General features: G+C 47.8%; 21 protein-coding genes, 1 tRNA gene and 1 pseudogene. 1 reads left to right on the top strand and 22 read right to left on the bottom strand.

The features are described 5' to 3' along the window. Nucleotides 1-5: 5 nt before the first annotated feature. From argC to SPTER_RS00515, 5 genes are all read right to left on the bottom strand, one after another. The gene (argC, locus tag SPTER_RS00535; protein ID WP_144348569.1) at nucleotides 6-1,046 is read right to left on the bottom strand and encodes an N-acetyl-gamma-glutamyl-phosphate reductase; all 1,041 of its coding nucleotides are present in this window, start codon (nucleotides 1,044-1,046) and stop codon (nucleotides 6-8) included. A 243-nt stretch (nucleotides 1,047-1,289) separates the two neighbouring features. After that, a complete protein-coding gene (amrS, locus tag SPTER_RS00530) occupies nucleotides 1,290-2,279 on the bottom strand; it encodes an AmmeMemoRadiSam system radical SAM enzyme (protein WP_144352677.1) in 990 nt (329 codons plus the stop codon). A gap of 19 nt (nucleotides 2,280-2,298) precedes the next feature. Next, the gene (gene amrA, locus SPTER_RS00525; protein WP_144348568.1) at nucleotides 2,299-2,814 is read right to left on the bottom strand and encodes an AmmeMemoRadiSam system protein A; all 516 of its coding nucleotides are present in this window, start codon (nucleotides 2,812-2,814) and stop codon (nucleotides 2,299-2,301) included. Nucleotides 2,815-2,826: 12 nt separating this feature from the next. Beyond that, complete coding sequence (gene amrB, locus SPTER_RS00520; protein ID WP_144348567.1) at nucleotides 2,827-3,660, bottom strand: AmmeMemoRadiSam system protein B; 834 nt, start codon at nucleotides 3,658-3,660, stop codon at nucleotides 2,827-2,829. 91 nt (nucleotides 3,661-3,751) lie between these two features. Beyond that, nucleotides 3,752-4,468 carry an N-acetylmuramoyl-L-alanine amidase family protein gene (locus SPTER_RS00515; protein ID WP_144348566.1) on the bottom strand — a complete coding sequence of 239 codons (717 nt, stop codon included), beginning with the start codon at nucleotides 4,466-4,468 and terminating at the stop codon, nucleotides 3,752-3,754. A 102-nt stretch (nucleotides 4,469-4,570) separates the two neighbouring features. On the opposite strand from SPTER_RS00515, the gene SPTER_RS00510 reads away from it, so the two are divergent. Then, the gene (locus SPTER_RS00510) at nucleotides 4,571-5,365 is read left to right on the top strand and encodes a transglycosylase domain-containing protein (RefSeq protein WP_342787111.1); all 795 of its coding nucleotides are present in this window, start codon (nucleotides 4,571-4,573) and stop codon (nucleotides 5,363-5,365) included. A gap of 147 nt (nucleotides 5,366-5,512) precedes the next feature. Here the strand turns inward: SPTER_RS00510 and SPTER_RS00505 are convergent. The 17 genes and pseudogenes from SPTER_RS00505 to rpsK form a co-directional block, all read right to left on the bottom strand. Beyond that, a tRNA-Met gene (locus SPTER_RS00505) sits at nucleotides 5,513-5,588 on the bottom strand. A 6-nt stretch (nucleotides 5,589-5,594) separates the two neighbouring features. Beyond that, the gene (rpoZ, locus tag SPTER_RS00500; RefSeq protein ID WP_144348565.1) at nucleotides 5,595-5,801 is read right to left on the bottom strand and encodes a DNA-directed RNA polymerase subunit omega; all 207 of its coding nucleotides are present in this window, start codon (nucleotides 5,799-5,801) and stop codon (nucleotides 5,595-5,597) included. A gap of 393 nt (nucleotides 5,802-6,194) precedes the next feature. Further along, complete coding sequence (recA, locus tag SPTER_RS00495; RefSeq protein ID WP_425474313.1) at nucleotides 6,195-7,307, bottom strand: recombinase RecA; 1,113 nt, start codon at nucleotides 7,305-7,307, stop codon at nucleotides 6,195-6,197. A 136-nt stretch (nucleotides 7,308-7,443) separates the two neighbouring features. Next, nucleotides 7,444-8,392, bottom strand: a pseudogene (locus tag SPTER_RS00490) (Bug family tripartite tricarboxylate transporter substrate binding protein). Nucleotides 8,393-9,050: 658 nt separating this feature from the next. Next, nucleotides 9,051-10,010, bottom strand: coding sequence for a Bug family tripartite tricarboxylate transporter substrate binding protein (locus SPTER_RS00485; RefSeq protein ID WP_246105589.1), 960 nt, complete (start codon nucleotides 10,008-10,010; stop codon nucleotides 9,051-9,053). Between the two features lie 115 nt (nucleotides 10,011-10,125). Continuing rightward, the gene (locus tag SPTER_RS00480; RefSeq protein ID WP_144352674.1) at nucleotides 10,126-11,097 is read right to left on the bottom strand and encodes a Bug family tripartite tricarboxylate transporter substrate binding protein; all 972 of its coding nucleotides are present in this window, start codon (nucleotides 11,095-11,097) and stop codon (nucleotides 10,126-10,128) included. A 363-nt stretch (nucleotides 11,098-11,460) separates the two neighbouring features. Next, a complete protein-coding gene (locus SPTER_RS00475; RefSeq protein WP_425474312.1) occupies nucleotides 11,461-12,402 on the bottom strand; it encodes a Bug family tripartite tricarboxylate transporter substrate binding protein in 942 nt (313 codons plus the stop codon). A gap of 360 nt (nucleotides 12,403-12,762) precedes the next feature. After that, a complete protein-coding gene (rpsI, locus tag SPTER_RS00470; RefSeq protein ID WP_144348563.1) occupies nucleotides 12,763-13,155 on the bottom strand; it encodes a 30S ribosomal protein S9 in 393 nt (130 codons plus the stop codon). Between the two features lie 23 nt (nucleotides 13,156-13,178). After that, nucleotides 13,179-13,616 carry a 50S ribosomal protein L13 gene (gene rplM / locus SPTER_RS00465; protein ID WP_144348562.1) on the bottom strand — a complete coding sequence of 146 codons (438 nt, stop codon included), beginning with the start codon at nucleotides 13,614-13,616 and terminating at the stop codon, nucleotides 13,179-13,181. Nucleotides 13,617-13,800: 184 nt separating this feature from the next. Further along, the gene (gene truA, locus SPTER_RS00460; protein WP_144348561.1) at nucleotides 13,801-14,541 is read right to left on the bottom strand and encodes a tRNA pseudouridine(38-40) synthase TruA; all 741 of its coding nucleotides are present in this window, start codon (nucleotides 14,539-14,541) and stop codon (nucleotides 13,801-13,803) included. Then, on the bottom strand, nucleotides 14,538-15,347 hold the full coding sequence (locus SPTER_RS00455) for an energy-coupling factor transporter transmembrane component T family protein (protein ID WP_144348560.1): 810 nt from the start codon (nucleotides 15,345-15,347) through the stop codon (nucleotides 14,538-14,540). Before SPTER_RS00455 ends, truA begins: the two co-directional genes overlap by 4 nt. Then, entirely contained in the window at nucleotides 15,337-16,206 is an 870-nt protein-coding gene (locus tag SPTER_RS00450) for an energy-coupling factor transporter ATPase (protein ID WP_144348559.1), read from the bottom strand. Before SPTER_RS00450 ends, SPTER_RS00455 begins: the two co-directional genes overlap by 11 nt. Then, the gene (locus SPTER_RS00445; RefSeq protein ID WP_144348558.1) at nucleotides 16,197-17,027 is read right to left on the bottom strand and encodes an energy-coupling factor transporter ATPase; all 831 of its coding nucleotides are present in this window, start codon (nucleotides 17,025-17,027) and stop codon (nucleotides 16,197-16,199) included. The genes SPTER_RS00450 and SPTER_RS00445 overlap by 10 nt, the downstream gene beginning before the upstream one ends. A 90-nt stretch (nucleotides 17,028-17,117) precedes the next feature. Further along, entirely contained in the window at nucleotides 17,118-17,456 is a 339-nt protein-coding gene (gene rplQ / locus SPTER_RS00440; RefSeq protein ID WP_144348557.1) for a 50S ribosomal protein L17, read from the bottom strand. A gap of 14 nt (nucleotides 17,457-17,470) precedes the next feature. Further along, nucleotides 17,471-18,430 carry a DNA-directed RNA polymerase subunit alpha gene (locus SPTER_RS00435; protein ID WP_144348556.1) on the bottom strand — a complete coding sequence of 320 codons (960 nt, stop codon included), beginning with the start codon at nucleotides 18,428-18,430 and terminating at the stop codon, nucleotides 17,471-17,473. A gap of 64 nt (nucleotides 18,431-18,494) precedes the next feature. Then, nucleotides 18,495-19,127 (bottom strand): 30S ribosomal protein S4, encoded by a 633-nt coding sequence (gene rpsD / locus SPTER_RS00430; protein WP_144348555.1) that lies wholly within the window; start codon nucleotides 19,125-19,127, stop codon nucleotides 18,495-18,497. 24 nt (nucleotides 19,128-19,151) lie between these two features. Then, a complete protein-coding gene (rpsK, locus tag SPTER_RS00425) occupies nucleotides 19,152-19,544 on the bottom strand; it encodes a 30S ribosomal protein S11 (protein WP_144348554.1) in 393 nt (130 codons plus the stop codon). Between the last annotated feature and the right edge of the window lie 14 nt (nucleotides 19,545-19,558).

The raw sequence follows: 19,558 nt of genomic DNA, 5'->3' as shown, positions 1-19,558 counted from the left end.
CCCTCCTACGGATATAAGGGCGCGTTGTCGAGCCCGGTCCGTTCCTCAAGCTTAAACAGTACATTCATATTCTGCACAGCCTGGCCGGCAGCCCCTTTAACCAGGTTATCGATAGCGGCAACAGCAACTACCCGGCCGGTTCGTTGGTCAATATGCCAGCCCAGGTCACAGAAATTGGTGCCGCGGGTGTTTTTAGTGGCAGGATACCCGCCCGGACCTAACAGCCTGATAAAATATTCGTCACCATACAGTGAGTTGTAGGCTTTGTCAACAGCCGCAGCCGTAACTCCTTGTTTCAGGGTAGCATAACAAGTGCTTAAAATGCCTCTGGCCACCGGGATCAGGTGGGGTGTAAAGCTAATGACAAGGTCTTCGCCTGCCAGTTCGCCCAGCACCGCCTCAATCTCCGGCGTGTGCCGGTGGCCGGCGACATTGTAAGCCTTGACGTTTTCAAATACCTCGGTGAAATGCGCCCCCAGGTTCAAACCACGGCCGGCACCGGAAACCCCGGATTTGGCATCAACGATGATGGTAGCCAGGTCGATCAGCCGGTGCTGCACCAGCGGTGCCAGTGCCAGGATGCTGGCGGTTGTGTAGCAGCCGGGGTTACCGATAATTGACGCTCCACGGACCTGGCTGCGCTTTAATTCTGTCAACCCATACACGGCTTGTGCTTCCTTGTGGGTATGGGCAACTTTGTACCACTGTTCATATACAGCATAATCCTTAAACCGGTAATCGGCGCCAAGGTCAATAATCTTTATATCCGGATTAGCAGCTGTTGCCTTACGGCCAACCTCCATGGCATGACCATGAGGCAAGCCGATAAATAAAACCTCACTCTGCTTTGCTATCTGCTCCAGTTCAGCCAAACTCACTAGTTTTTTGCTGTAAAATCGTGTAAGATGAGGATATATTTCATTAATGGCAGTACCCGGCTGGCTTTCGGAGGTAATATAAAGCACTTCCGCCGCCGGATGGGATGCCAAAATTCGCAAAAGTTCCGCACCGGTGTAACCGGTTGCGCCTATAATGCTTATTTTCATCGGCCTCACTCCTTCGTATGTTATAATAATACATTATAAGTGAATATTAATGCAAGTATTTTCGTGTTTTGTATACATTAATTTTTTCGAGGTACCTGTGGCAATTGATTTCAGCCCCCTGCGGGGACTGCTACCTGGCTATTGCCCTAATCACCATGCTTGCCGCTGCAATTATAATACATTGGTATAGTTGTTTATAAAGAAAAAAAGAGGCCCCAGATATTCGCCGTTAGCCTCCTGCCTTCAAAACCTGACTTCGCCGGTAATCGGTATGCTGCGCCCGCACCGGGGGCAGTTTTTTTCGTTTAACCGGCTCAACGCCTGCAGGCGGTCAATGACCTGACAGCCACAGCCCGGGCAATAGGTGGCCAATCCCTCGCTGCCCGCATTGCCGGGATAAACATAATTAAGTGCCTGACGGGCAATGTTGCAGGCCTGCGCCAGGGTGCTGACAGGGGTGGGCGGGATGTCCAGCTTATAGTTGGGAAAATAGCGGGAGAGGTGGAGTGGTATATCCGGACTAATTCCTGCCAGCCATTCGGCCAAAGCACTAATCTCGGCGGCCGAGTCATTAAGCCCCGGCACAATCAAGGTGGTAACCTCTACATGGCAGTGCCGGGCCGCCAGTTCGACGGTCTGTTTGACCTGTTCAAGCTGGCCGGCACATATTTGCTGATAAAATTGATTATTAAACGCTTTAACGTCAATATTCATGGCCGCAATATATGGCAGCAATTGCTGTAAGGGCTGCGGGTTGATAAAGCCGTTAGTAACCAGTACGTTTTTGAGACCGGCGGCCTGTACCAGACCGGCGGCATCCAGGATATATTCATACCAGACACTAGGCTCTGAATAGGTATAGGCTACCCCTATATTCCCCCTGCCGGTCAGCCGCCCGGCCAGTGCCGCCGCCGCCGCGGGCAGCAGGCTGGTTACCGGTGGACTGCCGTGGGCGATCGGCCAGTTTTGGCAAAACCGGCAGGCAAAATTACAGCCCCAGGACCCCAATGACAGGATGCGGCTGCCAGGATAAAAGTGATAGAGCGGTTTTTTTTCGATGGGGTCAAGGGCCTGGGCTGTCGCCTGGCCATAGTTCAGACTATATAATGTACCGCCGGTATTTTGGCGTACCCGGCAAAGGCCGGTCTGGCCCTCAGAAAGTATGCAGCCTTGCGGGCACAGGCTGCAGGCAATCCCCTTGTCGTCCTGCCTGTAATAGAGCGCCTCGCGCACCTGTTTCACCTGCTTTGCCTTACTTATACCTGGTCACGGTAAAGCGATATAAATCAATCGCTGCCTCCGGGGCGATGCCGGCTTTTTCCCTGGCAATCGCCACCTGCTCGGCGGCAGTATCAACGCCGGCCAGAGCAGGCAGCAGCAGGCCGGAACGCCGTCCTTTGCGCACAATGACGCCATACTTTTGGGGATCAAGCGCCTCGATACCGGCGATCGGCTCCGGCGCCGCCAGGATATCTACTGAGATCTCAAGCTCTGGCACTTCTGACAAGGCAATGGGCGGAAAACGCGGGTCCTCAGTCCCGGCACTTACGGCGTTTTGAATAATTTCTTCCGCTATTGTCGGCCGGGTAGGGGCAAAAGTACCGATACAGCCCCGCAGCTGTCCGCCTTTCTTAAAGGAAACAAAAGCCCCGGCGCGCCCCGCTAAGATATCGGGCAGGGCAGCCGGTTTATCCATGAGCCGGCCAGAACGCAGATAATAAGTAAGACTTTCCCGGGCAAGAGCCGGCACTCGGTGTTGTCCAACCATACTGTCACCTCTTTATTTTTTTCCTTTTATTCTATAAAGAACAACAGCATAACCGACGCCAAATGGGCCTTCATACGAGAGATTGGTTGCTTCAACGTCAAGACCGCCCATAACACCCAGCAGAAAGAAGATCGGCCTGAGTCCGCATTCTCCGGCCTCTTCAATCAGCTTTCGGTCCATATTGAGTAAAGCTTTGACATCGGCATTTTTGAGAGCTGCCACTACCTGGTGGTCAAACTCGGCCCCACGCGGATTATAACCGGCCGGAGCGGTAGGTGTCAGGCGATGAGACAAATCACCGGAGGCAATGACGGCAACTCGTTTGTCCATATTGCCGATAGCCGCCTGCACTGCTTTCCCGAAGGTATACATCTCTTCATAAGCTAGCATCCCGATCGATAAGTTGACGATCTGGCCTTTAAACCCGGCTTTGGCCAGATAATAAAGCGGCACAAACGCACCATGATCAAGAGTTAAGGAGGTGCGGTGATTTTTCGCCATATCATCAGTCAGTTCCAATAAATTAATACCCAGCCGCTGGCAGCTGCGGATAATATGCTTAATTAATAAATTGTCGGTCTCAAAGCCGAGGGTTACATCGGCAGCACCAAAACTGGCCATACTCCCCCGCAGGCGGGGATGGATGCTGACTGTAACCGCATCTTCAAACACAGGCCCATGGGGGCTGATGATGACAATAGTCTGCGGATTGCTTTCTTTTAATAGCTCAGCGATCTGGCTAGCTGTTTCGACAGTAGTTTTAATTCCCTGTAACTCGTCTTTTCCCACTTCCGGGATCATGAGCGGCGGGTGCGGCATAAGCGCACAGCCAATCAGGTTGTCCATATAATCGCTCCCTTAAGTTAGTGGTGCATTCTTGTAAGAACGACTAAAGCTTCTGCCTTTGCCCGCAGGCTCGGTAGAAGCAAGTCTTATCTTATCTTCCCACATTTTGGGTAAAATGATACGCCAAGGCTTTGGCCATATATTCGGCCAGCTTTTGCTGATAAGCATCGCTGTTAAGACGTACTGCCTCGTCCGGATTGCTGATAAAGCCGGTTTCAACAAGTACACCTGGCACACTTACAGATTTCAATATAATAATATCAGAATCCTGCTTGATTTGACGTTTGTTTCCTGGAGGAAAATTTTTTAATGCATGCTGCATTGTCTCCGCCAGTTGTTTGTTCTCCGCCAGCTTGGGATGGTAAAAAACCTGGGCACCAGACCAGTTAGCCCCTTTGATGGCATTGCAGTGAATACTGATAAACGCATGTGCCCCCGATCCCTCAATAATTTCAGCCCGTTTTAGCAGGTCATTACGTTTACCGCCTTTCCCCTTAGTGTAATAATCAATATCCCCTTCCCGGGTCAGTACCGGTGTTACACCGTTTGCAGCCAGAATATTGGCTAATTTCACAGCAATTGCCAGATTTATATTTTTTTCGTCGATCCCATTCCATTTTGCCCCATCATCAATGCCGCCGTGGCCGGCATCAATAGCAACTATTTTGCCGGCAAGAACTGACATGTTGGTATTTTCAATATCGTCCAATACCAGATAATGCAATGTCAGGAGGTTTAACACTACTACGGCAATACTGAAAACCACCGCACTCACTAATCGCCGCCGTGGTACCACTAATATACGCATGTTATCCCCTGCCCCTCTTTCATGACCTTTTGCTATTTACACTGTATTCTCTATTGCCTGATTAAATGCTAAAATATAGGTAAGGTTATGCCAGGAGGTGAAATGGTGAACGGTAAACGTGTGCGGCTTGGTCGATTATTAGCCCTATTGCTCATTATTTTTGCCATCACGTTTTGGTGGGCCGGCGGCGATTTAATGCTGCGTTCGGTAATTCCCAAAACGCCGGTGCTGCCGTCAGCAGCTGGGGTGGTGGTTTCTGAGGCTGTCAGCGTATGGGAACGAGTCCACCGGATCATATTTCTTAAAAAGGCTGTTGATGCTGCCTTAGACAAAAAAAGCTATGTCAGCCTGAATGATACGCCGCTGGCCTTGCAACAGGCCATTATTGCGGTCGAGGATAATCGTTTTTATCAGCATGTGGGGTTTGATATTGAGGGAATTGTCAGGGCAACCCTGGTCAATGTCCAGACAGGTTCTTATTCTGAAGGTGGCAGCACAATTACTCAGCAGCTTATTAAAAATTTATTCTTGACCCAGGAACGTACCCTGAGCCGTAAGCTGGAAGAGTTTGTCCTGGCCATTGACATTGAGCTGTGTTATTCCAAAGAGGAAATTCTTGAGATGTATCTCAATTCTATTTATTTCGGATCCGGAGCTTATGGAGTTGGTGAAGCCGCGACCATTTATTTTGGCAAACAGCCCTTTCATTTGAATCTGGCCGAATGTGCCCTGCTGGCAGGATTGCCTAATTCCCCCTCACTTACCTCGCCCTATGTTGACTTTGCGGCTGCGAAGCAACGTCAGGCTGTTGTGCTTGCGGCTATGGCCCGCAACGGCTATATCGGCCCTGTTCAGGCGCAGGAAGCTAAATTAACCCCGATATTGTTAGCTCAATAAGAAAAAGGATCTGGCATAGACCAGATCCTTTTTCTTATTGAGCTAGCCCTGCGGCAACAGGGATCAGTTTACTTTCTCAAGCGTAAAATTGCCGGTACACGTAAAAAATAAAAGAAAGCCGTACCCATAGATACGGCTCAAACCTTCTGGTTGCGGGGACAGGACTTGAACCTGTGACCTTCGGGTTATGAGCCCGACGAGCTACCAACTGCTCTACCCCGCGATAATTTTATTTAATACCCACTTTAGTTCGCTCAAAAGTGATTCTCCCTGAAGCTATTTCCTTTAAAGCAACGCTAACTGGTTTTAGCGGTTTTCCATCTACTAAGATTTCGCCGCATTGTATTATTTGCCGAGCGCGTTTGGCCGCTAAAACAGAAAGAGTATATTTGTCACCAACCTTGTCTAACAGGACCTCTAATGGTGGATTAATCATTCTATTTGCCTCATTTCGTTATTCCTCTAAACCAGTTGCACCTCTTATATTATTTCTAAGTCTTGATAGCAACATGCTCTTATATATAGTATAACACACATCGCCGAGAATTATCTTAATTGTTTAAAATAAAAACCCTGCCAGAATCGTTTTGTGCTGACTCTATTGGCCAATATCCTTGTCCTTGTATTTAGTTACAACCAGTGTTTAATACAAATAGGAAAAACTGTCTTCATTGGCTAACATTACTATTTTCTCATACTATGTATTGTACAACCGCTTAATCATTACTAAAGGAAAAGGACAATAATTAATATGTCAGAAGATATCGATCTAAGCTCAGATGAAAACTTTTCCTAAAAGACTATCTGAACTTTGCTGTAAAAAAACTTCCTACGCCTCCGCCGCCAGGCTGAACGGAACGTCTTCATATTCTTCCTCAATACCATCAGCAGACGAAGATACCACAATAGGCACCGCGGTGCCGCCCGCAATTTTATCTTTGATAGCCTGCTCGATTTGATTGGCAATTTCAGCATTTTCTTTTAGCGTTGCTTTTACATTTTCTCTGCCCTGACCGAGTCGCTGACTCTGATACGAGAACCATGCACCGCTTTTATCGATAATATCCAATTCGACACCTAAATCAATTAAACTGCCAACCCGTGAGATACCTTCTCCGTACATAATATCAAATTCAGCCTGCTTAAATGGTGGAGCTATTTTATTCTTTACAACCTTAACTTTGGTACGCGAGCCCACAACATCATTACCTTGCTTCAAACTCTCTTTTTTGCGCACATCGAGACGAACCGATGCGTAGAACTTCAAGGCTCTACCGCCGGTAGTTACTTCCGGATTGCCAAACATGACACCGACCTTTTCCCGGATTTGATTAATAAAAATAACGCTAGTGCGCGATTTACTAATAATACCGGTAAGTTTACGCAATGCCTGTGACATCAGTCTGGCATGCAGGCCAACATGCGAGTCTCCCATGTCACCGTCAATCTCATTCTTAGGCACCAGGGCCGCCACAGAGTCAATAACAATAATGTCAACAGCTGCACTGCGTACCAGCGCCTCAGCAATATCTAAAGCCTGCTCACCGTTATCTGGCTGAGAAATTAGCAAGTTGTCTATATCAACACCGATCTTCTTTGCATAGCTGGGATCAAGGGCATGCTCAGCGTCAATAAAGGCGGCAATCCCATCTAATTTTTGCGCCTCAGCAATAATATGCAGGGCTACTGTCGTTTTACCGGACGACTCTGGGCCGAATACCTCCACAACCCGGCCACGCGGTACCCCGCCTACCCCGAGAGCGATGTCTAGCGGTAACGAGCCTGTAGGGATAATCTCAACCTGCATTTTTGCGGCAGCTTCCCCAAGCTTCATAATAGCACCTGCACCAAAGTCTTTTTCAATTTGGCGCATTGCATTTTCCAATGCCTTAAACTTATCCATTTCCCGGTTCTTTTCAAAGTCCTTTGTTTTATCAGCCATTCCCAATCCCCCTGTTAGAACATATGTTTGATACCAATATACCACAGAACAAACGTTCTGTAAATAGGGGAAATTAAAAAAAGCCACCCTCCCCGGAGGATGAGGGCGGCGCATTCGACTATTCTTAATACCGATATTATTTTTTCTGGGCTTTAATCTGCTCTAATATACCGCTTTCTTGCAGTGTTTTCTGGAGCTTTTGGCTATCAGCAATCCATTTGTCTGTTGATTCTTGGGGACCCAAATATTCGACCTGATTACCGACCCTCTCCATATGCTCCTTAAATTCAGGGTCATTTATGATAGCTCTGAACCCTTCTTCCAGCTTATTTTTAACCGCATCCGGCGTTTCTTTGGGAACTGCGATTCCATGCCAATTATCTATAGTGATGTTAATGCCGAGTTCTTTAAAAGTTGGTACATGCGCAAACACTGGATCAGCCATGCGGTGTTTACCGGCCACGGCCAAGATTCTTACCGTACCATTTTTTACATGCTCTTTAATGGGCACAGGACTAACAAAAATAAGCTGAATATGACCACCTAATAATGCGGGTATTGTCTCCCCCCCCACCGGAGAAAGGAACTTGCTCAATATCAATTTCGGCATCATGATTGAGCATCTCACACAGTATATGAGGAAATGAGCCTGTGCCTACATTGCCAAACTTTAATTGTCCTGGGTGCTTTCGAGCATATTCAATCAGATCGTTCAGTGTTTGCCAGGGTTGGTCGGCTTGTACCGCCAGCAGCGGTGGTACGGCTGTTACCTGCGCAAGCGGGCTTAACGCCGTTATATAATTGTATTTACCTGAGCCATAAAGCGATAATAATAACAATTCACTCGCAGTTGCGCCAATGGTGTAGCCATCAGTCGGCGCGGCCGCTACCTCATTCCAGCCAAGGGCCCCGGCGCTCCCGGGCTTATTAATAATGGTCAATGGTTGTCCTAAGTGCTTAATAGCCAATTTTTCTAATGACCGTGCTGTCAGATCCAGACCGCCCCCGGCATTGTAGGGAACAATTACAGTAATAGGCTTTTCGGGATATTTTTGATTTTTCGCAGGTATTGCTACTTTTTCCACCTCGCTGCAACCTCCTATTATAATAGAAATAACCAATGCTACTACTGATAGTAAGACCAGTACTCTTCTCCGCACTACACGCTTACCCCCTTGTTCTGCAAAATACTACAATTCAGACAAACTATAAATAAATTAAATGATAATTTTTATGTCAAAAATTGTCATTTAAGGCATAGAAACAAAAAGCTGTCTGCGCAACTGCAGACAGCCGAGTTCTCTGCTTCACTGGGGAAGTAATCCATATAATAACTTCGTACTACCGCATGTGGGACAACCTGCTAGATATCCACCGTCACCTTGGTCAATACTGTTACCTCAGCATCAACTATTTGTCCCAATTTCATACATTTTGCAGCTTTACCCATTTTTGTCTTTTTTTATAAAAATTTCTTCAGTCAACAAGACGAACCCGCAGGCTGCACTACTCAGGCTACTGCCTGGGGTTCTTTTTTTCCAGCCGGTCAAAATCGACTGTACTATTAACGCCAAGATCCTGCCTTCCTTAAACGGCGATTTAAGGCCACTACAGCGTATTTAATCGTCACCCCAGGAAAAAGTAGCAGATAGGTTATGATTACTACTGCAGGGCCGTATTTCAGCCGATTACGGCGCAGTTAGGGGTACAGCATCACCCGATGATTGCCGGCATACAAAGCTATTATTTTTTCTGTTTTTTAATCTGCTCCAATATACCGCTTTCTTGCAATGTTTTCTGGAGCTTTTGGCTATCGTCAATCCATTTATCTGTTGACTCTTGGGGGCCCAGATATTCTACCTTATTTCCGACCCTCTCCATATTCTCCTTAAATTCAGGGTCATTTATAATAGCCTTTAACCCCTCTGCCAGCTTATTTTTAACCGCAACCGGCGTTTCCTTGGGAACTGCGATTCCATGCCAATTGTCGATAGTGATGTCAATGCCTAGCTCTTTTAAGGTTGGTACCTGAGCAAACAAGGGATCATCCATACGCTGCTTACCGGTCACGGCCAGGATTTTTACCTTGCCACTTTTTACATGCTCTTTGATAGGCACAGGACTAACAAAAGCAAGCTGAATGTGACCACCTAGCAATGCGGGTATTGTCTCACCCGCACCGGAGAAGGGAACCTGCTCAATTTGAATTCCGGCGTCATGATTAAGCATCTCACACAGTATATGCGGAAATGATCCGCTGCCGTTGTTCCCAAACTTTAGCTTCCCAGGGTGTTTTTTGGCATACTCAACCATGTCGCTCAGTGTTTGCCAGGGTTGATCGGCTTGTACCGCCAGCAGCATTGGTACTGCGGTTACCTGCGCAAGCGGGCTTAATGCGGTTATATAATTGTATTTACCTGACTCATATAGCGATAATAATAACAATTCACTCGCAGTTGCGCCAGTGGTGTAGCCATCAGTCGGCGCGGCCGCTACCTCATTCCAGCCAATGGCACCAGCGCCCCCGGGCTTATTAATAATGGTCAATGGTTGTCCTAAATGCTTAATAGCCAATTTTTCCAATGACCTTGCTGTCAGGTCCAGACCGCCCCCGGCATTGTAGGGAACAATTACAGTAATAGGCTTCTCGGGATATTTTTGAACAGGTAACGCGACTACCTCTACCTCGCCACACCCCCCTATTATGATAGAAATAACCAATGCTGCTACTGCTAGTAAGACACTCCCTCTTCTCCGCACTACTCCCTTACCTCCTCATTCTGAAAAATATTACCAATCTCGCGAACCGTTGGTGTTATTATTTTTTCTGGGTTTTAATCTGCTCCAATATACCGCTTTCTTGCAATGTTTTCTCTAGCTTTTGTTTATCATCAATCCATTTATCTGTTGACTCTTGGGGTCCTAGATATTCGATCTGATTTCCGAACTTCTCCATATTTTCCTTAAATTCAGGATCATTTATGATAGCCTTGAAACCTTCTGCCAGCTTATTTTTTATCGCAACCGGCGTTTCTTTTGGGACTGCAATTCCTTGCCAGTTGTTTATAGTAATGTCGAAGCCTTGTTCCTTAAAGGTGGGAACATGGGCAAACACGGGGTCTGCTATACGCTGCTCGCCAGTGACGGCCAAAATTTTCACTTTACCACTTTTCACATGTTCTTTGATTGGTACAGGGTTAATAAATATAAGCTGAACATGTCCTCCAAGTAATGCGGGTATCGTCTCACCGCCGCCGGAAAAAGGAACCTGCTCAATAGTAATGCCAGCACCATGATTAAGCATTTCTAACAGCACATGAGATAATGATCCCATGCCTCCATTGCCAAACTTTAATTGCTTTGGGTGTTTTTTGGCATATTCAACTAAGTCGTTCAGTGTTTGATATGGCTGGTCTGCCTGGACTGCCAGCAGCATCGGCACTGATGCTATTTGTGCTAACGGGCTTAATGCTGTTATGTAATTGTATTTACCTGAACCGTAGAGGGATAATAACAGCATTTCACCCGAAGTCGCACCTATGGTATATCCATCTGGAGGTGATCCCGCCAGTTCGTTCCAGCCAAGAGCTCCGGCACTACCTGGCTTATTAATAATGGCTAATGGTTGTCCTAAATGCTTAAAAGCGAATTTTTCTAATGAACGTATCGTCAAATCCAAACCTCCGCCAGGGCTAAAAGGAACAATTACAGTAATAGGCTTATCAGGAAACTTTTGAGCAGGTATTGCTACTTTTTCCACCTCGCCACAGCCTCCTATTATGATAGGCATAACCAATAATGCTACTGCTAATAAAATACTCACACTTCTCCGCACTACACGCTTACCTCCTCGTTCTGCAAAATACTACAATTCAGACAAACTATAAATAAATTATATGATAATTTCCATGTCATAAATTGTCATTTAGGGCATAAACTAAAAAACTGTCTGCTCAGCAATTCGCAGAGCTTTCTTAAAAAGTAAAGACCCCTGCCAACACGGAGTTTGCAGGGGTTCCAGGTTTTTCAGAATTAACGTTTCGAGAACTGAGCACCCTGTAGTTACAGGAACAATGTTCTGTAAATGCAGAAATTAAAAGCCGCTCTACCCCGAAGGATGAGGAAGGCGCATTCGACTAGTGCCGATAAATTTTTATCTTTTCTGAGCCTTAATCTGCTCCAATATACCGCTTTCTTGCAATGCTTTCTCAAGCTTTTGTTTATCAGCAATCCATCTATCTGTTGACTCTTGGGGGCCTAAATATTCGACCTGATTTCCGACCCTCTCCATATTCGCCTTAAATTCGGGGTCATTTATGATAGCCTTTAACCCTTCTGCCAGCCTATTTTTTATCGCGACCGGCGTCTCTTTGGGAACTGCGATTCCATGCCAGTTATTTATAGTGATGTCAAAACCTTGTTCCTTAAAAGTTGGCACATGGGAAAATACCGGGTCAGTTATGCGGGGTTCACCCGTTACGGCCAAGATTCTTACCGTACCATTTTTTACATGCTCTTTGATGGATACGGGATTAACCAAGATAAGTTGAACATGACCACCTAATAATGCGGGTACCGTCTCACCCCCGCCGGAAAAAGGTACTTGCTCAATATTAATTCCGGCCTCACGATTAAGCATTTCTATAAGTATATGCGGAAATGATCCCACGCCTACATTCCCAAATTTTAATTGCGCTGAATGATCTTTGGAATATTTAACCAAGTCATTCAGCGTATGCCATGGTTGATCGGCCTGTACTGCTAGCAACAGGGGGACTGACGTTACTTGGGCTATCGGGCCTAGTGCACCTAAGTAATAATACTTGCTTGAATCATAAAGCGATGATAATACTATATCAATGGCAACTATACCAACAGTATATCCATCTGAGTTTGATCCCGCCAGTTCATTCCAGCCAATCGTGCCTGAGCCACCGGGCTTATTAATAATAACCAAGGGTTGTCCCAAATGCTTAATTGCGAATTTTTCTAATGACCGTGCTGTCAAATCCATACCGCCGCCAGCGCTGGCGGCAACGATTACATTAATAGGCCTCTCGGGATATTTTTGAACAGGTATTGCTACTTTTTCCACCTCACTACAACCCCCTATTATGATAGAAATCATCAAGGATGCTACTGCAAGTAAGACCAGTACTCTTTTCCGCACTACACGCTTACCTCCTCGTTCTGCAAAATACTACAATTCAGACAAACTATAAATAAATTATATGATAATTTCCATGTCATAAATTGTCATTTAGGGCATAAACGAAAAAACTGTCTGCTCAGCTGCAGACAGTCTATATACATTTGGAATTCTCATACTTCATATAAAACCATATTCCAACCATAAACATTAATATTGTAAACAGAAAACAATTCGCAGAGCTTTCTTAAAATACCAAAAACCCCTGCAAACACTGAGTTTGCAGGGGTTTGTTTCTCGTAAATATTAACGTTTCGAGAACTGGGAGGCTTTACGGGCTTTCTTGAGGCCGTATTTACGACGCTCTTTTTCGCGCGGATCACGGGTTAAGAGACCTGCTTTCTTAAGCGCCGGACGGAATTCACCGTCAACTTTTAAGAGTGCGCGGGAAATGCCATGACGGACTGCACCAGCCTGGCCGGATACACCACCGCCCTCAACTTTTGCCAGAACATCATATTTGCCGACAGTGTCGGTAATGTTAAGCGGTTGAGTCACAATCAGCTCAAGGGTTTTCAATCCGAAATACTCGTTAAGCTGACGATTGTTAACGATGATCTTGCCTTCACCCGGAACCAGACGAACTCTGGCAACCGAGGTTTTTCTGCGACCTGTGCCGTAGTAAGTAACCAATGCCATATATATGTTCCTCCTTTCCGGTATTACCTAATATTAAGTTCCAGCACTTCCGGCTGCTGCGCGGAATGCGGATGGTTAGCACCAGCGTAAACATTCAGTTTACGGTACATTTGACGGCCAAGGCTGTTCTTGGGAAGCATGCCTTTAACAGCCAGCTCAATAACGCGCTGAGGCTTGTCGGCCAGCATTTTGCCGGCCGGGGTAAAGGTCGTGCCGCCCGGATAGCCGGAATGACGGAAATAAGTCTTTTGTTCCAGCTTCTTGCCAGTTAATACAATTTTATCAGCGTTAACCACAATTACATGGTCACCGGTATCAACATGGGGGGTATAAATCGGTTTATTTTTGCCGCGAAGAACTTTCGCGACTTCAACGGCCAATCTACCAAGGGTTTGGCCCTCAGCATCCACGACATACCACTTGCGCTTAATGTCGGCCGGGTTTGCCATAAAAGTTTTCATGTCTATCCTCCTCATACAAGCTAAAGGAATAAAAATTATGAGAGACAAGTTAAGATTATTTAACCTTGAATTCCGGGGCTAATGGAATGCATGGCAAAAAACTCATAAAACTATTGTAATAAATTAGTTAAAGGATGTCAAGCGTTATCCCTTGTCATGGCAAAATTATTTTGTCTGCTTTGTATTAATACCTTACTTCAACCAGAAATAAGCCTTGCGGCGGTGCGGTCATCCCGGCGGCACGGCGGTCACGTCCAGCCAGTATACCGGCAAAATCCGCCGGTGTCAGCCGGTGCTGCCCGACTTTAACCAGTGTCCCCACCAGGTTTCGCACCATATGGTATAAGAAGCCTGTTCCCCAAAACTCAAACTCAATAATGGCGCTGCCCATTTCCCGGCACGAGACCGACAGCATTGTCCGCACAGGGCTGACCGGCGCCCCGCCGGTGGCGCGGAAAGCAGAAAAGTCATGGGTGCCGACAACAGCCTGGGCCGCCTGGTGCATCAAGGCCGTGTCAAGCTTGGCAATACAATGCCATGTATAGTTGCGCTCAAATGGATTAGGGGGACGGGTATTTAAAATCCGGTAGCGGTAGATTTTACTCTGGGCTGAACGGCGGGCATGGAAGTCCATAGGCTCTTCGCTGGCGCCGACAATAACAATATCTGGCGGCAGCACGGCTTTGGCCGCCATCGCAATACGTTCTGCCGGTATTGTCCCGGTCGTAATAAAGCTGACAACCTGACCATAGGCATGCACCCCGGCATCGGTACGGGCAGCGCCGTTAAGTTTAATGGGCTGACAAAATATTGGACTCAGCCGTTCTTCCACCACCTGCTGAATGGTCATTGCGGCGTTGGCCTGACGTTGATAACCATGGTAGGCAGTTCCATCATAGGCCAGTATCAGTTTAATATTTCTCATATTGCCAGGTTATATACCCTTACAAGCACTAACACCACAATCAAGCCTGCCAGGGCTGCTGCTGCAACCATGTCCCGGCTGCCCAGCCTTAGCTCTTTCATCCGGGTGCGGTTTTCCCCGCCCCGGTAGCACCTGGCCTCCATGGCAACGGCGAGTTCGTCAGCCCGGCGGAAAGCACTGATAAACAGCGGCACTAACAGCGGCACCATGTTTTTGGCCCGGCGCAGAATATTGCCTGAGGTAAAATCTGCGCCCCGGGCCATCTGAGCTTTCATAATCCGGTCGGCTTCTTCCAGCAGGGTGGGGATAAAGCGAAGGGCAATTGTCATCATCATCGCCAGTTCATGGGCAGGAACCCCTAGCCGGCGGAAGGGATTAAGCAGCCGCTCGATGCCATCGGTCAAGGCGATAGGGGATGTTGTGAAGGTTAATAAGGATGATACGGCAATTAAGAGTGCCAGCCGCAGAGACATGAGGATGCCCATGCGCAGGCCCTCCTGGGTGACAGACAACGGGCCCAGGTGATAGATGACGGTGCCCGGGGTACTGAAGATATGAATGGCAAGCGTCAACAGGATAATAATCCACAATGGTTTGAGTGACCTGATCACCATCTTGGCAGGAATTCCCGAAATGCCGACAATCATCGCGGCAAAAGCAGCCAGTATCCCATAGGCCAGGTAATTCTCAGCTAAAAAAATGGTGAAAATATAGGTAATAACACTTAAAATCTTGGTGCGGGGATCGAGCAGGTGTATAGGTGAGCGGCCCGGAAAGTACTGACCCAGGGTGATATCAGTTAACATTTCTGCGCCCCCTCACAGCTGCCATTATTTCCTCAGCCACAGCCTCTGCCGACAGCGCGCTATTGGTAATCTGTAAGCCTTTAGCCTGGAGGCGGTCAATCAGCGCCGTCAGCGGCGGTACATCAACACCGGCCGCCCTCAGTGCCGACCGGCCACTGCCGAAAATATCCCGGGGTGTACCGTCAAGGCTGATTTGACCGCCGTTCATGACCAGTACCCGGCTGGCAAAGCGGGCAATGTCCTCCATATTGTGAGATACCAGGATCACAGTAATCCCGGTGGTCTGATGCAGCTTGTCAATCTGACCGAATATTTCATCCCGGCCGCGGGGGTCCAGGCCCGCTGCCGGCTCATCCAATGCCAGATAATCAGGTTCAAGGGCAATCACCCCGGCAATGGCCACCCGCCGCATCTGGCCGCCGCTGAGGTTAAAGGGGGAACGGTCCTTAAACAGCTGGTAATCAAGCCCGACAAAAGCCATAGCCCGCCGGACACGGTCCTCCAGCTCGGCTGCCGGCACCCCTAAATTCTTGGGACCAAAGGCAATATCTTCATAAATGCTTTCTTCAAATAATTGATGCTCAGGATACTGGAAAACCATCCCTACCCGCCGGCGGGCATTCCGGGCCGCTTCGTTTTTGGCTTTGACATCGGCCCCATCTACGGTAACCTGACCGGTGGTTGGTGCAATCAGGCCGTTCATATGCTGAACAAGCGTTGATTTTCCCGAACCGGTATGGCCAATAATCCCGATAAATTCGCCTTTATTGATGGTCAGGTTTATATTTTGTATGGCTGTCCGCTGGTAGGGAGTATCCGGCATATAAGTGTAGGTAACGTTGTCAAAGATTATGGACATAAAGCCACCACCAGTTGTTCATCACTTATTATATTTGTTGGCAGTTCCAGACCCTGTTTGCGCAGGCAGGCTGCCACCTCAGCCGCTGCCGGAACATCAAGCCCCATGGTTTTTAGCCTGTCCACCTGGCTGAATATCTCAGCCGGGGTCCCCTGCAGGGCAAGACGGCCCTGTTCCATAACCACTACCCGGTGAGCCGAAACCGCTTCTTCCATGAAATGCGTAATATAGACAACGGTAATCCCTTCTCGGTTAAGCCGGGAAACAGTATCAAGCACTTCTTTGCGGCCCCGGGGATCAAGCATGGCGGTCGGCTCGTCCAGGACCAGGCACTTGGGGCGCATTGCCAGGACACCGGCAATAGCCACCCGCTGTTTTTGGCCGCCGGACAGGAGATGTGGTCCATGATGCCGGTAATCGGACATGTTGACAAGGGCCAATGCTTCGGTTACACGCCGGGAGATTTCAGCCGGAGCCACACCCAGGTTTTCCGGTCCAAAGGCTACGTCTTCTTCGACAATTGCCGCCACAATCTGGTTATCGGGATTTTGAAACACCATCCCGACTTGCTGCCGTATCTCCCAAACCTTAGCCGGATCAGCCGTATCCAGGCCCCCTACGAGACATTTGCCACTGGTTGGCAGGATGAGAGCATTGAGGTGCTTGGCCAATGTCGATTTGCCTGAACCATTGGTACCAATGACGGCAACAAATTCTCCCTGACTTACCGTCAGGCTAATATCAGTAAGCGCAATAACCTCCTGACCTTCATAGCCCTGGTAGGTATGACGCAAGTTTTCAAGTTTAATAATTTCTCCCATATGAGGCTGCACACCCCTTTACCAATAATACAACCAAAACTATTGTAAGAATAAAGGCGACCCGCCGGGTCGCCCTTGTCTCTGAACCTGTTACACTAATTCGATAATCGCCATCGGAGCAGCATCGCCCCGGCGCGGTCCCAGTTTTAGCACCCGGGTGTAACCGCCTTGACGCTCGGCATATTTCGGCGCAATTACGTCAAACAGTTTTGTGACAACTTCTTCGTCGTAGAGGCTTGATAACACTTGGCGGCGGGCATGCAGGTCACCCCGCTTGGCCAAAGTAATCATTTTATCGGCCAGGCCGCTGATTTCTTTCGCCTTAGCTTCTGTTGTTTCAATACGCTCATAGGCAAAGAAGGAAGTCAACATACTGCGAAACAGCGCTTTACGAGCGCTGGTATCCCGTCCTAACTTTCTGTAGGCCACAACTCTTCCCTCCCTTATTCTTCGTGTTCCGCAAGTGCCAGGCCCATCTCAACAATTTTCTTCTTAACTTCTTCCAGGGACTTGCGGCCTAGGTTACGAACTTTCATCATATCTTCCTCACTCTTTTGGACAAGCTCGGAAACGGTGTTGATTCCAGCCCGCTTTAAACAATTGTAAGAACGCACGGAAAGGTCCAGGTCCTCAATGGTCATTTCCATGGTCCTGTTTTTACCTTCTGCAGGTTCCTCTGAGACTAAACCCTGACCCTCATCCTCTTCAGGAGGTTCTCCGGCAATATTTTGAAACAATTTCAGGTGCGACACCATTATGCCAGCCGCCTTACTGACCGCTTCTTCAGGACGCATACTGCCATCTGTCCATACTTCCAGTGTCAGCTTGTCATAGTTGGTAACGTTACCGACACGAGTATCGGTTACGTTATAGTTGACACGTACAATGGGCGAGAAGATGGAGTCAATAGGAATAATCCCGATTACATGGTCGGGTTTTTTGTTTTTGTCAGCCGGTACATAACCTTTGCCTTTTTCCACCATGATTTCCATGCGGAGCTTGCCGCCCGCACCAACTGTTGCCAGGTGAAGGTCTTCGTTTAAGATGTCAATATCGGCGTCGGCTCTGATATCGCCGGCAGTGACTTCGCCTTCTTCAAACGCTTCGACCAATAAAACCTTGGGCTCGTCACTATGCATTTTCAGACACAGTTCTTTTAGGTTTAGAATAATGTCGGTGACATCCTCCCGAACCCCGGGAATAGTAGCAAATTCGTGAAGAACACCATCAATCTTCACCGAAGTTACAGCCGCACCAGGCAATGATGATAACAGTACCCTTCTTAAACTGTTGCCCAGCGTAATGCCAAAGCCCCGGTCAAGCGGTTCCCATACGAATTTACCATAACGGTTGTCTTCACTTACTTCCACTATTTCGATCTTCGGTTTTTCGATTTCAATCATCCGGAAAAAACCCTCCTCATTTGCGCAAACTCTTAGATTACGCCTCGCCACGGTTGAGGGCAGATTATCTCGAGTACAATTCTACAATTAGATGTTCCTGGATAGGAATATCAATTTCCTCCCGGGTGGGGTAGCGCGTAACTTTACCACTCATATCGGCAGCCGTAAGTTCGATCCAAGCTGGAGCTTGCTTATGACCAAGAGATTCAGCGATTTTCTTCATAATTGGTGATTCTTTGCTCTCTTCCCGTACGGCAACAACGCTGTCAGCTTTAACCAGGAAAGAGGGAATATCCACGCGGCGTCCATTAACATTAATTAAGCCATGACGCACCAGTTGTCTTGCCTGGTTGCGGCTTTCAGCCAGCCCTATGCGGTAAACAACATTGTCAAGTCTTCTTTCCAGCATAACCAACAGGTTTACGCCGGTAATGCCTTTTTGGCGCTCTGCTTTTTCAAAGTAGTTCCGGAATTGACGCTCAAGCACGCCGTAGATACGACGGGTTTTTTGTTTTTCCCGGAGCTGAATACCATATTCGGAAACTTTCTTGCGGGTTTGACCGGCGCCATGCTGGCCGGGTGCAAAACTGCGCCCTGTAAAGGAGCATTTATCGCTATAGCATCTATCGCCTTTAAGGTACAGTTTTGCACCTTCCCGGCGGCATAATCTACAAACAGGACCTGTATATTTAGCCATTCTTACCAAACACCTCCCAATTCCCTAAACTCTTCTTCTTTTCGGCGGACGGCATCCATTATGAGGAATGGGTGTGACGTCTTTTATCATGTTTACTTCCAGGCCGGCAGCCTGCAGTGACCGGATAGCAGCCTCGCGGCCGGCGCCAGGGCCTTTAACAAATACTTCGATTTGCTTAAGACCATGTTCCATAGCCGCCTTAGCAGCAGTTTCAGCAGCCATTTGCGCAGCAAACGGGGTGCTTTTACGCGAGCCTCTGAAGCCGAGGCCACCGGCGCTAGCCCAGGAGATAGCATTGCCTCTGGTATCAGTGATGGTTACGATGGTGTTGTTGAAAGTGGAACGGATATGGGCAACACCATGTTCTATATTTTTACGTTCTTTACGTTTAGGTCTGGCAACTTTTTTAGCAACCAATGGTTATCCCTCCT

Origin of the sequence: Sporomusa termitida, assembly GCF_007641255.1 — a bacterium.
GTDB classification, from domain to species: Bacteria; Bacillota; Negativicutes; order Sporomusales; family Sporomusaceae; genus Sporomusa; species Sporomusa termitida.
This window is presented reverse-complemented; position numbering and strand designations above follow the sequence as displayed.

Excerpts from the sequence above, each read along its gene's own strand:
- argC (WP_144348569.1), bottom strand. The coding sequence starts at position 1,046 with ATGAAAATAAGCATTATAGGCGCAACCGGTTACACCGGTGCGGAACTT.
- amrA (WP_144348568.1), bottom strand. The coding sequence starts at position 2,814 with ATGGTTGGACAACACCGAGTGCCGGCTCTTGCCCGGGAAAGTCTTACT.
- amrB (WP_144348567.1), bottom strand. The coding sequence starts at position 3,660 with ATGGACAACCTGATTGGCTGTGCGCTTATGCCGCACCCGCCGCTCATG.
- SPTER_RS00515 (WP_144348566.1), bottom strand. The coding sequence starts at position 4,468 with ATGCGTATATTAGTGGTACCACGGCGGCGATTAGTGAGTGCGGTGGTT.
- SPTER_RS00510 (WP_342787111.1), top strand. The coding sequence starts at position 4,571 with ATGGTGAACGGTAAACGTGTGCGGCTTGGTCGATTATTAGCCCTATTG.
- rpoZ (WP_144348565.1), bottom strand. The coding sequence starts at position 5,801 with ATGATTAATCCACCATTAGAGGTCCTGTTAGACAAGGTTGGTGACAAA.
- recA (WP_425474313.1), bottom strand. The coding sequence starts at position 7,307 with ATGGCTGATAAAACAAAGGACTTTGAAAAGAACCGGGAAATGGATAAG.
- SPTER_RS00480 (WP_144352674.1), bottom strand. The coding sequence starts at position 11,097 with ATGCCTATCATAATAGGAGGCTGTGGCGAGGTGGAAAAAGTAGCAATA.
- rpsI (WP_144348563.1), bottom strand. The coding sequence starts at position 13,155 with ATGGCATTGGTTACTTACTACGGCACAGGTCGCAGAAAAACCTCGGTT.
- rplM (WP_144348562.1), bottom strand. The coding sequence starts at position 13,616 with ATGAAAACTTTTATGGCAAACCCGGCCGACATTAAGCGCAAGTGGTAT.
- truA (WP_144348561.1), bottom strand. The coding sequence starts at position 14,541 with ATGAGAAATATTAAACTGATACTGGCCTATGATGGAACTGCCTACCAT.
- SPTER_RS00455 (WP_144348560.1), bottom strand. The coding sequence starts at position 15,347 with ATGTTAACTGATATCACCCTGGGTCAGTACTTTCCGGGCCGCTCACCT.
- SPTER_RS00450 (WP_144348559.1), bottom strand. The coding sequence starts at position 16,206 with ATGTCCATAATCTTTGACAACGTTACCTACACTTATATGCCGGATACT.
- SPTER_RS00445 (WP_144348558.1), bottom strand. The coding sequence starts at position 17,027 with ATGGGAGAAATTATTAAACTTGAAAACTTGCGTCATACCTACCAGGGC.
- SPTER_RS00435 (WP_144348556.1), bottom strand. The coding sequence starts at position 18,430 with ATGATTGAAATCGAAAAACCGAAGATCGAAATAGTGGAAGTAAGTGAA.
- rpsD (WP_144348555.1), bottom strand. The coding sequence starts at position 19,127 with ATGGCTAAATATACAGGTCCTGTTTGTAGATTATGCCGCCGGGAAGGT.